This is a genomic window from Aquimarina sp. AU58, assembly GCF_900312745.1.
GTDB lineage: Bacteria > Bacteroidota > Bacteroidia > Flavobacteriales > Flavobacteriaceae > Aquimarina > Aquimarina spinulae.
This window is the reverse complement of the sequence record NZ_OMPD01000007.1, coordinates 87,409-104,023: the sequence shown is the minus strand read 5'-3', so window position 1 is coordinate 104,023 and position 16,615 is coordinate 87,409. Positions and strand designations below refer to the sequence as shown.

Annotated in this window: 13 protein-coding genes; 8 read left to right on the top strand and 5 right to left on the bottom strand. The window is 34.4% G+C overall.

What is annotated here, in order from left to right:
* Positions 1-61: 61 nt before the first annotated feature.
* From DK441_RS03020 to DK441_RS03000, 5 genes are all read right to left on the bottom strand, one after another.
* Complete coding sequence (locus DK441_RS03020; protein WP_109097418.1) at positions 62-424, bottom strand: rhodanese-like domain-containing protein; 363 nt, start codon at positions 422-424, stop codon at positions 62-64.
* Positions 425-567: 143 nt separating this feature from the next.
* Positions 568-1,983, bottom strand: a complete 1,416-nt coding sequence (locus DK441_RS03015) for a rhodanese-like domain-containing protein (RefSeq protein WP_109097417.1) — start codon at positions 1,981-1,983, stop codon at positions 568-570.
* Positions 1,984-2,048: 65 nt separating this feature from the next.
* Positions 2,049-3,788 carry a SulP family inorganic anion transporter gene (locus DK441_RS03010; protein WP_109097416.1) on the bottom strand — a complete coding sequence of 580 codons (1,740 nt, stop codon included), beginning with the start codon at positions 3,786-3,788 and terminating at the stop codon, positions 2,049-2,051.
* Between the two features lie 70 nt (positions 3,789-3,858).
* On the bottom strand, positions 3,859-4,491 hold the full coding sequence (locus tag DK441_RS03005; protein ID WP_109097415.1) for a Crp/Fnr family transcriptional regulator: 633 nt from the start codon (positions 4,489-4,491) through the stop codon (positions 3,859-3,861).
* Complete coding sequence (locus DK441_RS03000) at positions 4,488-4,886, bottom strand: DUF983 domain-containing protein (protein ID WP_109097414.1); 399 nt, start codon at positions 4,884-4,886, stop codon at positions 4,488-4,490. Before DK441_RS03000 ends, DK441_RS03005 begins: the two co-directional genes overlap by 4 nt.
* Before the next feature lie 673 nt (positions 4,887-5,559).
* On the opposite strand from DK441_RS03000, the gene DK441_RS02995 reads away from it, so the two are divergent.
* The 8 genes from DK441_RS02995 to DK441_RS02960 all read left to right on the top strand — a co-directional run bounded on the left by DK441_RS02995 (position 5,560) and on the right by DK441_RS02960 (position 16,537).
* Positions 5,560-7,200: a TldD/PmbA family protein gene (locus DK441_RS02995; protein WP_109097413.1), complete on the top strand. Its 1,641-nt coding sequence runs from the start codon at positions 5,560-5,562 to the stop codon at positions 7,198-7,200.
* Positions 7,201-7,232: 32 nt separating this feature from the next.
* Positions 7,233-8,549, top strand: coding sequence for a TldD/PmbA family protein (locus DK441_RS02990; RefSeq protein ID WP_109097412.1), 1,317 nt, complete (start codon positions 7,233-7,235; stop codon positions 8,547-8,549).
* Positions 8,550-8,684: 135 nt separating this feature from the next.
* Entirely contained in the window at positions 8,685-9,305 is a 621-nt protein-coding gene (locus DK441_RS02985; RefSeq protein WP_025664229.1) for a DUF4159 domain-containing protein, read from the top strand.
* A gap of 10 nt (positions 9,306-9,315) precedes the next feature.
* Positions 9,316-10,317 (top strand): MoxR family ATPase, encoded by a 1,002-nt coding sequence (locus DK441_RS02980; protein ID WP_109097411.1) that lies wholly within the window; start codon positions 9,316-9,318, stop codon positions 10,315-10,317.
* 27 nt (positions 10,318-10,344) lie between these two features.
* Positions 10,345-11,241 carry a DUF58 domain-containing protein gene (locus DK441_RS02975; RefSeq protein WP_109097410.1) on the top strand — a complete coding sequence of 299 codons (897 nt, stop codon included), beginning with the start codon at positions 10,345-10,347 and terminating at the stop codon, positions 11,239-11,241.
* 1 nt (position 11,242) lies between these two features.
* Positions 11,243-12,544, top strand: a complete 1,302-nt coding sequence (locus DK441_RS02970) for a BatA domain-containing protein (protein WP_109097409.1) — start codon at positions 11,243-11,245, stop codon at positions 12,542-12,544.
* On the top strand, positions 12,541-14,781 hold the full coding sequence (locus DK441_RS02965; protein ID WP_109097408.1) for a tryptophan-rich sensory protein: 2,241 nt from the start codon (positions 12,541-12,543) through the stop codon (positions 14,779-14,781). The genes DK441_RS02970 and DK441_RS02965 overlap by 4 nt, the downstream gene beginning before the upstream one ends.
* Positions 14,774-16,537, top strand: coding sequence for a hypothetical protein (locus DK441_RS02960; RefSeq protein WP_109097407.1), 1,764 nt, complete (start codon positions 14,774-14,776; stop codon positions 16,535-16,537). The genes DK441_RS02965 and DK441_RS02960 overlap by 8 nt, the downstream gene beginning before the upstream one ends.
* The last annotated feature ends 78 nt before the right edge of the window (positions 16,538-16,615 follow it).

Below are 16,615 nucleotides of genomic sequence, written 5' to 3'. Positions count from 1 at the left end.
CAATAATTTATTATTATGGTAACTTTGGTTACACAAAATAAAAAATCAATGTTCTGGCGTGTTAGTCTTTATACTTTTCCCAAGCAATATATCCTCCTTTTAGATCTATAATATTTTTAAATCCTATTTCTGCTATTACTACTGCTGCTTTCTTACTTCGATTTCCACTTCTACAGTATACATACAAAGGCTCATTTTTATCAAATTCATTGAACGAAGATTTAAATGCTGTTTGTTTAAAAAAATCAATATTTAAAGCATTATCAATATGACCGGTATTATATTCATATGGTGTTCTTACATCTACTAATTGTAGATCTTTTTTCCCTGAAATGGCTTCTTTGAAAGCAAGAGCATCAATTTTGGTAATAGCATCGGTTTGTTGGTTTTGTATTTTAAAAAGAGTCTTAAAAATTGAGATCATGACTGGATTGTATTATAGTGGTTATTTTGCAATACCTTTTGTTTTATACGAATAGTAACTTAAATGCAAACAATACATTTAAAAATAAACACCCAAATCTGTTCATTTTTAAATTCAGGTGTTTTACTTCTAACTTCTATACATTAAAGCATTGTAGTCGGGCAGATATATTCTGATTTTGGAACATCAGTTTTTGCAATTTCTGCAAATCCACCGATTACATCAACGAATTGATTCCAACCTCTTTGTTTTAAAATAGAAGAAGCTATCATGCTTCTGTATCCCCCTGCACAGTATAATACAAAGGGTTTGTCTTTAGGAAACTTTGCTAAATGTCTATTAATCTCATTTAATGGAGTATTTATCGCATCAATAATGTGTTCTGAGTCGTACTCACTTTTTTTACGAATATCAAAAACCAAAGGCTTTTCTTTAGTATAGGATTTTTCAAATTCATTGGCGGTAATTCTTTTTGAGGTTTCGAACTCTTTTTTAGCATTTTTCCATGAATCAAACCCGGCATCAAGATATCCTATGGTATTATCATATCCTACTCTTGATAATCTGGTGATTGCTTCTTTTTCCTTTCCTGGATAGGTGATTAGTAATATTTTTTGTTTCACATCGGGAATCATTTCTCCCACCCATTGAGCAAAACTTCCTTCCAGACCGATATTAATACTATTAGGAATGAACCCTTTAGTAAAATCTTCTGCATTTCTGGTATCAAGCATTAATGCATCTGTTTCGGTGGCCACTACTTCGAAAGCATCAGGAAGCAAAGGTCGTATTGCTCGATCCATTACTTCATCAAGGCTATCATATCCTTTGATATTCATTAAAACATTTTGAGGAAAATATCCGGGAGGAGCGGTTAACCCAGTAAGTAAAGCATCAATAAACTCTTCTTTTGTCATGTCTTTGCGTAAAGCATAATTCACTTTTTTCTGATGTCCAAGAGTATCAGTAGTTTCTGTGCTCATCATTTTACCACAAGCAGAACCAGCCCCATGATTAGGATACACTATCAAGTCATCACTTAGAGGCATAATTTTATTGCGAAGAGAGTCATACAAATGACCAGCCAATTTTTCTTCGGTTAACTCAGATACAACATGCTGAGCTAGGTCAGGTCGTCCTACATCACCAATAAATAAAGTATCACCGGTAATAATCCCATGTTCTTTTCCCTGATCATCGATAAGCAAGTATGTGGTACTCTCCATAGTATGACCCGGAGTATGAATTACTTTTATTTTATACTCTCCGATTTCAAAAATCTGCCCATCTTCTGCAATGGTAGCATGATATCCAGGTTTTGCACTGGGGCCAAAAACAATTTCTGCTCCTGCTTTTTTTCTTAAGTCAAGATGCCCACTCACAAAATCTGCATGAAAATGAGTTTCGAATACATATTTTATTGTTGCGTTATCCTCTTTTGCACGATCGATATAGGGATGTACTTCTCTAAGGGGATCAAAAACTGCAGCTTCTCCATTATTCTCTATATAGTAAGCAGCGTGGGCCAAACAGCCCGTATAAATCTGTTCTATTTTCATGAGTATTTACTTTTAAAAGGTTTAATAGTATAAAGATAGTATGGATGTTATTCTTCTACAGTTACTTATGTTACAGAAGGTGTTTTTTTAGTTTGAAGAGAAATCTTTTCTTGTATGGCTGTTTTTTTACTTGCATTATTACAGTGATCATATGCTTCATAAACTTTTACAAAAAGATTTTCTGTACCTATAGTATCGATAAGACCACTGCTAAATATAATATCTCTCGTTGGTCCTATGGCTCCGGCAATAATAAACTGAATACCTTTACTTTTGAAATCTTCGACAAGTTGTTTGAGTACATGTGCAGCACTGCTGTCGATATAATTTATGGCTTCTGCATTAAGGATAATGGTATTAAGCTCTTTTCCTTTTAAATCAACCTGTTTATAGAGTTCTTTTTTGAAATAATCTTTATTTCCGAAGTATAGTTGAGCATCAAAACGAATAATCAAAATATATGGTTGTATTTCAATATCATTACTAAAACGAGTAATGTTTTTGAAGTAATTGGTTCCTTTTATTTTCCCCAAAACTGCAATGTGAGGTTTTGAAGTTCTATACACTAATATCAATAAAGAAAACAGTACTCCTGATAATATTCCTTCTTTAATACCAATAATAAGAGTAATCAAAAAGGTGAGAAGGAGAAGACCAAATTCATCTTTTCTGTTTTTAAAAAGTACAACAGGATATTTTATATCGATCAATCCAAATACCGCTACCATAATTATAGCTGCCAGAATCGTGTTGGGCAAAAAATAAAAAAGAGGAGTAAGGAATAATAAAGTTAATCCAACTACGACTGCGCTTATGATTGGGGCTATGCCTGTTTTTGCACCGGCCTGATCATTAACTGCTGTTCTGGAAAAGCCACCTGTTGTTGGATAAGATTGAAATAAGGAACCGACAATATTAGACGTTCCCAAAGCAATTAATTCCTGATTAGGATCAACCTCATACTCTGTATGTTTTTCTTCTACTGCTTTGGCTACAGAAATAGCTTCCATAAAGGCAATAAGAGCCAAAGTAAGAGCAATGGGCACAAGCTCCGAAATTCTGGAATACTCAACAATGGGTATCTCAAATTCGGGTAACCCCTTTGGTATTACACCTACAATTTTCACCCCCAGATCATCTATACCAGAGGTATAAACCCCAACGATCCCAAGAATAACTACAATTAACGCTGCAGGAATTTTTGGATTTATTTTTTTTATGATTTTGATAACTACAATGGCAAGAATACCAATACCCAGAGTTAAAAAATTAGTTTGATCTATGGTTTTGAATGCATTGTGTAACAAGATATGGACTTGATTACTACGCTCGATTTCTATTCCTAATACATGTTTTAATTGGCTAAGTCCAATGATAATTGCAGCAGCAGAGGTAAAACCACTAATGACGGGTTTGGATAAGAAGTTTACCAAAAACCCCATCTTTAATATTCCCAAAATAAACTGAATACTTCCCATGAAAAGAGAGAGAAAGATTGCCATCGTTATATATTCTTCAATACCCGAAAGTGATAGTGCTCCCAATCCCGATGCAACAAGAAGAGAATCCATTGCTACGGGGCCTACTGCCAATTGTCGCGAGGTACCCATAATAGCATACACCACTTGTGGAATCAATGCGGCATATAGCCCAAATACAGGAGGAAGACCTGCAATCATGGCGTATGCCATTCCTTGCGGAATTAACATTATCCCTACAGTTAAGCCTGCTGCAATGTCTCCCGATAAAAACTTTTTTTTATAATCAGGAAGCCATTGAAAAACAGGAAAATATCGCTTTAGCATGTATGCGTGAATTTATAACCAAAAGTAGTAGAACATAAATCTATAATCAGTAACATTGGTTACATAGCTTTTATAAATCAAGAATTTTGATATAATTCCTATGTAATTCTATTTTATCTATTTGTTCGAGTTTTTTTAATAAGCGGGATATCACTACTCTAGAACTATGTAACTCTTGTGCAATTTCCTGATGTGTATTACGAATAATATATTCGTTATTAACTCGAGCTTTTTCCTTCAGGTAATTCACCAGGCGTTCATCCATTCTATCAAAAGCTATACTATCTAAAGTAATAAGAAGTTCATTTAATCGGTTATGATAGCTTTCAAACACAAAATTCCTCCAGGATTTGTACTTGGCCGTCCATTCTTCCATTTTTCGAATAGGAATCATGATAAGTTTCGTATCTACTTCTGCGATTGCTCTAATTTCACTTCGAGTTTGGCCAATACAACAAGTCATTGTCATCGAACAGGTGTCTCCTTGTTCTAAATAATATAATAACAATTCGTCTCCTTCTTTATCTTCTCTAAATATTTTTATTGCTCCCGATACTAGTAATGGCATTCCTTTGATATAATCTCCAATTTCAATCAGTTTATATCCAGCAGGAACTTCTCTAAAAGTTCCTACTTGTAGTATGTCGTTTATCAATGCATTTTCAAACTGGCGCCCGTAACTGTTTTTTAGTTCCTGAATCATTTAAAATCTTGTTTAGCTTTGGCAATAGATGCATCGTAGGTAAAGAAGAAATTGGCCCAAATCAATTTTGAAATCGCGCCGATGTATGGCATTAAAAGTATTAAGGTAACAACAATACTAATAAAGATGTGTATTGGGGTCAAATCTAACCCAAGCAGTTGTATTAAGGTAAAAACAGCAGCACTTATCGCGATACCAACTGCATATGAAACATACATTGAGCCATAATAAAAACTGGGCTCTATACTATATTTTAATTGACATGAAGGGCATCTTTTTCTTACTTTATTGAAACGTTTTAGGTGATATGGGTTGGCTTCTAAAAATGCTCCATCATGACACCGTGGACATTTTAAAAACAATATGTTGTATAATTTTGAACTTCTACCAAACATGTTGTTGAATTTTGGATAAAAGTAATGCACCACAAAATATTTATCAGTAACAAAGGTTACACACACAAAGATCATTTTTTGCTCTACAAGGCAGGGTAGGATTATAGCTTCTTATCTATGTTGGTATATACTGTTTTATGTTGTAAAAGAGTAATTCTCCTAAAGATATTTTATGATTTTGATAACATTTGCGTTAAAAATATAAAAGTTTAACAAAATTTTAAATACGCTCAAATCTAGGGATTCAGGCATTTTATCGATAATTTTCAGATTGTATATTAGATTATCTTTTGTTTTGTAAACACTTGTTTTACAGGTATTTATGTGTTTTGTGTAAATTTAGATTCTTTTTGTATACGAAAATTCTTACTCTTTTTTTAACATTTTTGGGCACTATTGTTATTTGACATAAATTTTCTACTTTTAGTGCTGTACTAAAAATAAAAAGTAGACGTAATTAGCTTCTTTTTGGTATGATATGATTTTAACTTTGGGGATCTTAAAAGAATGAAAAAGCTCATATGTTTTTTAAGTTTTTTTTAGATAATAATAATCATATTTCCTCACAAAAAATGATATATACTATAGCGTTATGTTTCTAGATTTAGCATACATTAAAAACTAAAACACCATAACTAAATAAATATTCATTCAATCAAAAAAGGAGGTTTATATGAAACGAAGAGATTTTGTTAAATACGCTGGATTAGGATCTGGCGCATTAATGATGCCATCCCTGCTTATGGGAAATAATATTTCCGCAGAAGCTTTGCTAAATCCTGGGATGGATGTCGCAATCAAGAAAAGCCTTGCAGACATAGCATTAAATACTGCCAAGACTTTGGGAGCATCTTATGCCGATGCAAGAATAGGAAGATATCTAAATCAATATGTATTTACCAGAGAAGATAAGGTTCAGAATGTGGTAAATACAGAATCTTTTGGAATTGGTATACGAGTTATTACCAATGGAACCTGGGGGTTTGCTTCTACCAATAACGTAACAGAAAAAGGGATTAAAAAAGCAACAGAACAAGCGGTTGCAATTGCAAAAGCAAATTCAAAAATTCAGAAAGTACCTGTGAAACTGGCTCCGGTAAAATCTTATGGAGAAGTTACCTGGAAGACACCTATTAAAAAGGATTTCAAAAAAGTACCTATTTCAGAAAAAGTAGATCTATTGCTTAGTGCTAATGCAGCTGCAATGAAAAATGGAGCTAATTTTGTGAATTCTGGTCTTTTTATGGTAAATGAGCAAAAATATTTTGCATCTACCGATGGGTCATATATAGATCAGGATGTTCACCGTATATGGCCAACATTTACGGTTACGGCTATTGATCGAGCTAATAATAAGTTTAAATCACGCCAGGCAATGAGTGCTCCTATGGGAATGGGATATGAATATATGGATGGTTTGGATTCAGAAAAATTAGATGGACCGGCAGGAATGAAATTGTATCGAGGAAGCTATGATATGGTAGAAGATGCTATTATGGCAGCCAAGCAAGCTAAAGAGAGACTTAGTGCCAAATCGGTAGAGGCAGGTAAGTATGATTTGGTATTAGAACCAAATCACCTGGGATTAACTATTCACGAATCGGTAGGGCACCCTCTCGAGTTGGATCGTGTACTGGGATATGAAGCCAATTATGCAGGAACAAGTTTTGCTACTCTTGATAAATGGAAAACCAAAAATTTCAAGTATGGTAGTGATATTGTTAACCTGGTAGCAGATAAAACACAAGTAGGATCTCTGGGAGCTGTAGGATACGACGACGAAGGAGTAAAGACAAAACAATGGGATCTAGTTCGTAATGGTGTATTAACCAATTATCAGGCAATCAGAGATCAGGTTCATATGATAGATCAGAATGAATCACATGGTTGTTGCTATTCTCAGAGTTGGAACGATGTACAATTTCAGCGTATGCCTAATGTTTCGTTAGAACCAGGTAAAGAAAAATATAATGTTAATGACATGATAAAAGATGTAGAAAAAGGGATTTATATTGCGGGTAGAGGTTCGTACTCTATCGACCAGCAACGATATAATTTCCAGTTTGGCGGTACTGCTTTCTACGAAATTAAAAACGGAGCGATTGTGGGTATGTTAGATGATGTTGCTTATCAATCTAATACACAGGAGTTTTGGAATTCTTGTGCCAAAATATGTGACAAAGATGACTATAGGTTATTCGGATCGTTCTTTGATGGTAAAGGACAGCCTTCTCAGATAAGTGCTGTATCACACGGAAGTTCTACTACCAGGTTTAATAATGTAAATGTGATCAATACAGGTAGAACTATTTAAAACATCTTTTTCCAACAAATAATAAAAATATCATGGCAATATATACAAAAGAAGAAGCAAAGCAAATTATGGAAAAAGCACTGAGCTTTTCTACTGCTGATGCTTGTGAAATAAATATGAGTGGAAGCGAAAGCGGAAATATCCGCTATGCGCGTAATACGGTTTCTACTGCGGGTCATCGATCTAATCAAAACCTGGTTGTACAATCTAATTTCGGAAAAAAATCGGGTACAGCAACGATTGATGAGTTTGATGATGAATCTCTAAAGAAAGTAGTTAAAAGAGCAGAGGAGTTAGCAAAACTTTCACCAGAGAATCCAGAGTTTATGGGGCCTTTGGGACCTCAAACCTATGATAAATCAATAACCTATAACAAAGCATCGGCCAATATCTCACCAGAGTATCGTGCTACTGTAGCAAGTAGTAGTATTGAGCCAGCTGTAGCAAAAGATGTTACCGCTGCGGGGTTCTTTAACGATTCTTATGGGTTTAGTGCAATGATGAATTCTAATGGTCTTTTTGCCTACAATCAATCTACAGGTTCTAATTTCACGGTTACGATGAGAACCAATGACGGTACCGGATCAGGATGGGTATCTCGTGATTTTAATGATATCAGCAAGTTTGATGCAGCAAAAGCTTCTAATATAGCGATAGATAAGGCAGTGACATCAAGAGAAGCCAAAGCTATAGAACCGGGTAAATATACTGTAATTCTTGAACCTGCAGCGTCGGTTGGGTTACTACAAAATATTGGTCGTGCTCTTAGCGCACGAACTGCAGATGAAGGGCGAAGCTTTATGTCTAAAGAAGGCGGAGGCACTAAACTAGGAGAGAAGATTGTAGACGAACGTGTAAACATTTGGTCCGATCCTTTAAATCCAGATGTACCTACAAGTACATGGAATGGATCTGGGCAGGCTTTAAAGAAGATGAGCTGGATAGAGAATGGAGTAGTGAAAAATTTAGCATATAGTCGTTATTGGGCAGAGAAGAAAGGAGTTGATCCAGTACCTTTTCCATCTAATTTCATTATGCAAGGAGGAGATGCTTCTTTAGAAGATCTTATTAAAGGAACCAAAAAAGGAATTTTGGTTACCAGATTATGGTATATCAGAAATGTAGATCCTCAAACTCTCTTATATACTGGTCTTACCAGGGATGGAACGTTCTATATCGAAAATGGAAAGATAAAGCATCCAGTAAAGAACTTTAGATTTAATGAGAGTCCGATTATTATGCTTAATAATCTCGAAACACTCGGAAAACAAGTTAGGATCAATGGTAATTTGGTACCTTATATGAAGGTAAGAGATTTCACCTTTACCAGCTTGTCTGATGCGGTGTAAATATAATTCATAATATAAACTGGTCATTTTAATTAGCTTCATTATGGCCAGTTTTTTCTTTCGATACTGTTTTAACCATTAATCGTAACGGTTTTGTGGGGTAATATGTTTTTGAAAGCTAAAATAATAACTGCATTGAGTAACAAGTTTTTCTTTACAAGATTGCAATATGAGTCGGGAGATTGGGATGTAGATCAAAGAATGCCTTCAAACCTTTTAAATTCTCTAGTAGAGTATACTACCCTAAAAGTAGATACGCAAGAAAGAATTATAGCCCTTAGTAGCGATGAAATATTTAAAAGTCCATTTTGCTATATATCAGGGCATAAACTAGTGCAATTTACAAAGAAAGAAAGAGAGAATTTTGAGAAATATGTCAGGAACGGAGGCTTTGTCTTTGCAGATGATTGTAATCACGATATAGATGGTTTGTTTTCAAAATCATTTGAACGACAAATGGAGGATATCTTTGGTCCTAGGCAGTTAAAAAAAATCCCTAATACTCATGAGATATATAACGTTTTCTTCGAATTTGAAGATGGTCCACCCACGACCTCACAAGAACTTAACGGATGGGGAGATGATATTGTACATGATTACCTAAAAGCTATTGAAATTAATGGTAGGATAGGGGTCTTATTTAGCAACAAAGATTATGGTTGCGAATGGGATTATGATTTTAGAAATAAGCGATGGTATAAAATAGACAATACTCGCTTTGGAGTAAATATAGTGATGTATGCTTTAACATCATAAAAGAAGATGTATGGATAAAAATTTAGCAAGTATTGAACAAGAGGTGAATGTACTTACCGAGAAACTTACCAATTTAAAGAAAGAAATTGGCAAGGTAATTACTGGGCAGGAGGAAACCGTAGAACAATTACTGATTACTTTTCTGGCAGGAGGACATGCATTATTAGAAGGAGTTCCCGGGTTGGCAAAAACGTTAATGATACGAACATTAGCGCAGGCCATTGATTTAAAGTTTAAAAGAATACAATTTACTCCTGATCTAATGCCTTCTGATATTATTGGTACCGAAATACTTGAAGAAGATTATAGTACCGGAAAGAAGTTTTTTAAATTTAATAAAGGACCCATCTTTGCTAATATTATATTGGCAGATGAGATTAACCGAACGCCACCAAAGACTCAGGCAGCGCTGTTAGAAGCCATGCAGGAGTTTGAAGTAACATATTCTGGTAAAACCTATACTCTGGATAAACCATTTTTTATTCTCGCTACCCAAAATCCCATTGAGCAATCGGGTACGTTTATGTTGCCAGAAGCACAACAAGATCGTTTTCTGTTATATATAAAAATTGGATATCCCAGCGAATTAGAAGAGACCACCATTTTAAAGAATACAACAGGTACCAAAAAAGAAACACTTCATAAAGTGATTACCGGTGACGATATATTAAGACTGCAGAACCTGGTTAGAGAAGTGCCTATAAGTGATGATCTTATCACATTTGTAAGTAAGTTAATACGAGCGACAAGGCCAGAAACTACTACAAACGCATATGTAAAAGAGTGGGTAAATTGGGGAGCAGGACCAAGGGCGGGCCAGGCAATGATATTAACAGCCAAAGCTCGTGCTTTGATGAAAGGACGCTTATCGGTTACATTAGAAGATATACAGCATGTCGCTATACCGGTATTGCGACATAGAGTTATTGTAAACTTTAGAGCAGAATCCGAAGGTATAACGTCTGATGATGTTACTCTTCAATTGTTAAACGCTATTCCGGTAAAGAGGTGATATGCGATATTTTAAAGTTAAATTGGTATGAAACAGGACTATCATCAATTATTAAAACCAGAGCTTATAAAAAATGTATCTGGATTAGCACTCATTGCACGTGTAATAGTTGATGGATATTTGTCTGGACATAATCACAGCAGAAGTGTAGGCCCGGGGATGGAGTTTAGTCAATTTCGTAATTATGAACCGGGTGATGATTTAAGACTACTGGATTGGAAAATGCTTGCCAGATCAGGTAGATACTATATCAGGCAATCAGAGATAAAAAGTAATATTGCGGTAAAATTTATTGTCGATGCCAGTATGTCGATGCTTCATAAGGAAGAAGATCTGTCTAAAATGGATTACACCAGAGTGCTGGTCGCTTCATTGGCATACTTATCCCAAAATCAAGGAGATGCTGTAGGTCTTTTTGCACTTAACGATCACCAATTACATAGCGTATATCCCAAAATTCAGAAAAAACATTATAATCGTCTGTTGTTAGAATTGATTAATATTAAGAATGAAGGAAAATGGCCAGAGGACCCTGGAGCGTCAAAAAACCTTCATGATCGTAACCATAAAGAATTGATTTTCTTTATTACCGATTTGTATGAACACAGTGAAGAGCTAACTTCTTTCGTTAAACGGTTGAAAACACCTAAAAATGAAGTTGTAGTATTTCATTTGATGGGTAAAAACGAACTGGAATTTGATTACAAAGGCACCATTACATTCGAAGATTTGGAAACAGGAGCAAGGCGTAAGATAGATGCTAAGACAGCAAAAAAACAATATCTCACTGCATTAGAAGAAATGATGAAAAACACAAAAAATACCCTGCTGTCTAATGATATTGGTTATCATTTGTTTAAGCTAAATGAGAATATCGGAGAGGCTTTACAGGTATTTCTGAAGAAACGAAATAGATTAATTTAGTATGTTTTTTCTTATCCCCACATATTTATGGGCTTTATTAGGAGGTATTGTTCCTATTGCAATACATCTGTGGAGTAAAAAAGATGGGAAAACAATTAAAATAGGAAGTATTCAGCTACTTGATGAGTCTGATTCAAAACAAACGAGTAGTATTCAAATTAATGAATTGTGGTTATTACTTTTACGATTGTTATTGATTACTACACTTGTTATGATCATAGCAGAACCACAGATAAAAAGAAAAGTTACTGCAGTACCCATTACTTATATTGTAGAACCTTCTCTACTCGAATATGAAGAGGTAAATGCAATTCTGGATACTATAGAAACCGAAGGACCAATACGGCTTTTGCAACCTGGTTTTCCAGAGTATCAAAACGATCCAGCATATGAAATCTCTACCGTAACTCCAGGATATTGGCAATTGGCCAAAGAAATGGAAACATTAGAAACCGATAGTATTGTTGTTATAACGAACGCATTTGTATCGGGTATAAAGGGGAAGAGACCACAGCTTCACAAAAATATATCATGGGTAATTCTAGACCCAGGGAAACCAACTAAGAATATTCTTAGTGCTACTAAAAAAGAAGATGCAATACAGTTGCTTTCTGTATCAAGTGATGCTCAACATCTATCTTTTGAGAAAGAATTTGTTGCTACGAGTAGTAATCGAATCGAATTTAATAAAGAGAAGGATAGTATAGTTTTTTCGGTAAACGGAAATCAAGAGCAGCATCCTCTTATTACCGAATCACCTGTTCGCATATTAGTATTTTATGACGATAGTTTATCTACAGAAAAGACATATATTGAAGCTGCCTATCGCGCAATATCAAAACATCTTAACGCGCCTGTTAATGTTCGTGCCGTACAGAAGATAGATACGATACACCTTGATGCTTTTAATACAGTGATATGGTTAAGTAAAGATGAAACTCCGCAAACTTCTTCGACACTACTCCTATATAAACCAGATGATTTATCTCATAATATTATAGAAAAAGGATCTTCAAAAGAAATCTTCTATCTTACAAAACCTCTTAATACAGAATGTGTCGTAAATGAATATTTTGCAGAGCATCTACTGGCAATACTCAATCATAATGAAGGTCTCGAAGAAAAAATGAAACCGTATGATAAACGAGTTATACATGTCGGAGAATTACTTCCGATAGTAACTAGAAATGTTAAGAAAAATAAAGAAAATTCTACTACTTTAGAATTGTCTAAGTGGTTATGGTTTTTATGTATACTATTCCTCATCACAGAGCGTGTCGTAGCAAAATATAGAAAACAATGATAGCTTCTGGAGATAAAATATTGATTCGGTTTAAAAAGCGTTGGCAACTCATGCTTTGGATAGAGATTTTGCTCTATGCACTAGGTCCCGCTATTCTAATGTATTTTTTGTTCTTTAACCTGATTTTTTCAATTGCTACTTTGATATCGGTTGCTTTATTGATTATAATTTTTGTGAAACCCTGGAAACCCGGTTTAAAAATGGTGAGTAGTTATATTGATCAACACCTCGATGTTGCAGAATATAGCACAGGTCTTTTGCTACTACCTAAAGAACAACTATCTGATCTCGCAAAATTGCAACAATATAGAATAACAAAAGAACTTGTCGAAAAATTAAAAACGATCAAACCTCCTAATCATTTATTTAGAGCCTGTATCGTAATGAGTTTATGTACACTGGTTGGCTTTATCGGATATAGATATCATATTCTTGATCATTTACAATGGCCACAGCATAAGGAAGTACATCCAGATACCATAATTTTTAACCCCATTGATTCTACAACGACTACCCAACAACCTAAATTAAAAAGTCAATTGTTAACCATACAGTATCCTTCTTATACAAGAAAATCTTCTATTGAAACTTCGAAAATGGAAATAAAAGCAGTAGAAGGATCGCGATTATCGTGGCAAATAACATTTGATAAAGAAGTTAAAAGTGTATCTATGGAAAGTATGGGAAATAGCTACCCTATGAAATTGACTGATAACGGATATGTAAGAACTTCAATTTTAAATACATCGGGATTCTACAATTTCAAATTTACAGATATACTGGGCACATCATATACTTCTGAATTGTATTCGATTGAAGTTATAAAAGATAAAAGGCCGGATATAAAAATTACGGATTTAAAACAATTTACTTCTTTTTCTTATGATGAAGACAAAAGAATAGTATTTACAACCTCTGTTACCGATGATTTTGGTATTGCAGAAGCATATATCATAGCAACGGTTAGTAAAGGGTCTGGTGAATCTGTTAAGTTTAGAGAGGAAAAATTAAGTTTTGACAGCAAATTTTCTAGGGGGAACAAAAACTTAAGCTTATCAAAAAATATAGACCTGGATCAAATGAATATGGAACCGGGAGATGAGCTTTATTTTTATATTGAAGCATTGGATCTTAAGCAACCCAGACCTAACATTTCTAGAAGTGAAACCTTTTTTGCGGTTATAAAAGATACAATTTCTGATGAATTTGCTGTAGAGGGAACGATGGGAGTAGACTTAATGCCAGATTATTTCAGAAGTCAACGCCAGTTGATTATTGATACAGAAAAATTGATCAAGGATAAATCAAAATTATCAGAAAAAGACTTCAAATTTAAAAGTAATGAATTAGGGTTCGATCAAAAAGTATTACGCCTTAAGTACGGAGAATTTATGGGAGATGAATCAGAGTTTGGACCGGCAACACAAGAAAATACGGCAATTCCTGAGGAGGAAGATGAACATGATGATGAAGATCATGAGAAAGAAAAAGATCCACTAGCAGCGTATACTCATGACCATGATCATGAAAATGAACATAACCTGGTACCTCACGAAGAAGAAGAAGATGATGATGAAAAAGCAAATGACCCTTTGCATGAGTACTTGCATAATCATGATGATCCCGAAGAGTCAACGCTTTTTACGCAATCTTTAAAAAGTAAGTTACGACAAGCTTTAAATGAAATGTGGGATGCCGAGTTATATTTACGATTGTATACTCCAGAAAAATCCTTACCGTATCAATATAAAGCACTTAAATTGATTCAGGAAATTAAAAATAGTGCCCGAGTCTATGTACACCGTATTGGGTTTGATCCTCCACCGATTAAAGAAGATAAAAGACTTACGGGTAAAATTGACGAAGTGTCTAATTTCAGAAAAAAAGAAGAACTACAACTCCCAGAACTATATCCGTCTATATATAAAACTGTTTTAAGGCTTGAGCAATTAATATCTAATAAAACGATACTTACCGATAAAGATAGACTCCTTTTTAAACAGGCAGGAAATGAACTGGCCGTTAAAGCTATTGAAAGCCCTGGGAAATATTTAAAAACCTTACAACAGTTAAAACAGATTACCGAAAATAGGGCTATATCACCTTCAATTTTGATCGAAGTACAGAGAGGCTTGTTTTATGCGCTTCCCGAGTTGCAACCCAATCCATTTAAAAAGAAAGTATTAATAGGTGAGATTAATGAATTACTACTAAAAGAGCTTCAAATTCATGATTGATCAAATAACTTTTTTGAATGAGAACTGGATATTGCAAATCGGTATTGGCGGGATAATACTATGGTTTGTTTTTATATGGAAAGAATGGCCAGAGTTTGGGAAACGTAGATTTTGGATAAAAATAACAATATCCTTTTTGGCAATTACCTCACTTGCTATCATAGCATTAAAACCTGCAATTTCTACTGCCAATACTATAACTACTAAAATGGTTTTGCTTACCGAGGGCTATGATAAAGAACAATTAGATAGCCTGGCGAGAATTCATAAAAAACTAAAAAAACATCTGTACAAAGCTAATCACCCTATTTTTGATGGCGTAGACACTCCAGATTCTGTTTTTGTACTTGGGTATGGTGTGAAACCTTATGACCTCTGGCAATTAGATAATTATAACGTTAGCTACCTGGGAAGAAAGACTCCTTCTGGGGTAATTAGATTTAAATATGATTATAAAAATACAGTTGGTAAACGACAGGTATTTACAGGATTATATGCTAATCCACAAAAAGGGAATAGACTTATATTAGAAGGACCGGGAGGAGCAGGTTTAGATTCTGTTTCTTTACTTGTTGGAGAACAACAAAAATTTGAATTCACAACTAACCTTAATGTAAAAGGAAACTATCTCTTTTCATTAGTCGAAAAAGATACTTTAGGGAAAATTTTGTCTACAGACCCTATCCCTCTAATTGTAGAGGATTCTACTCCGTTAAAAATAGTAGTGATAAATGGTTTTCCCACTTTTGAAACCAAGTACCTTAAAAACTACCTGGCAGAAATGGGACATCAAGTACTGGTAAGGAGTCAGATCACCAAAGGAAGATATAAGTTCGAGTATTTTAATATGGAAAGAGTACCTATGGGAACTTTCTCTAAAAAGAATTTAGAATCTTTTGATCTTGTTATTATTGATGCTAATTCATTAAAAAACCTAGGAAGAGCATCACGTATTGCTTTAGAGAATTCGGTAAAAGAAAATGGCCTGGGTATTTTTATCCAGCCAGACTCTAATTTTTTCAGAGCTTCAAATGGCTTAGGGGCTTTTAATTTTGTGTCAGAAAAAAATACAGAAACCCGATTGGATAGTGAGACAAAAGCTAAACTTTCTAAACATGCTTTTGTTTTTAAAGACGAATTTCTTTTGCAGCATATTCATACTAAACCTAATACCAAAATCATATCTGGATACAAACGCATTGGAAATGGTAGAGTTGGAACCACAGTGTTAGAAAATACATATGAACTAGTATTAGATGGCCATACCACTGCTTATCAACAAATATGGTCTAAACTCATTACTAGTTTAAGTCGTAAAGAAACTCCACAGATAGAATGGGAGACAACATCAATAATTGCGTATAAAGATCACCCTTTTACATTTGAGGTAAGAACATCAATATCAAAGCCAATAGTCAAAACCAATAAAAAATATAGTGTTTCGATGCGTAGTGATATTGATATAAAAAACCTTTGGAAAGGGGTTACTTATCCAAGAGATTTTGGATGGAATACTCAATTTATAGAGCAGGATACAACAAAAGTATTTGAGTACTTTGTAGCAGATACCTCTCATTGGAAATCTCAGATGGTATATAAAACAATTGAAGAAAATAAGAGGCATTATAAAAAATCATTGAAGAGTGAAACAATCCAGAATCATACGATACGACCGATACCTCTTTTAGGTTTTTATCTTCTGTTTCTATTGTGTGCTGGATATTTATGGCTGGAACCCAAGCTGTTAAGGCCATAAAAAGAGCTTTATTGTTAAAATTAGAGCTATAAAGCTAATTTAGACCTTTTTTAAGATTTAAAATTATGGTACAAACCA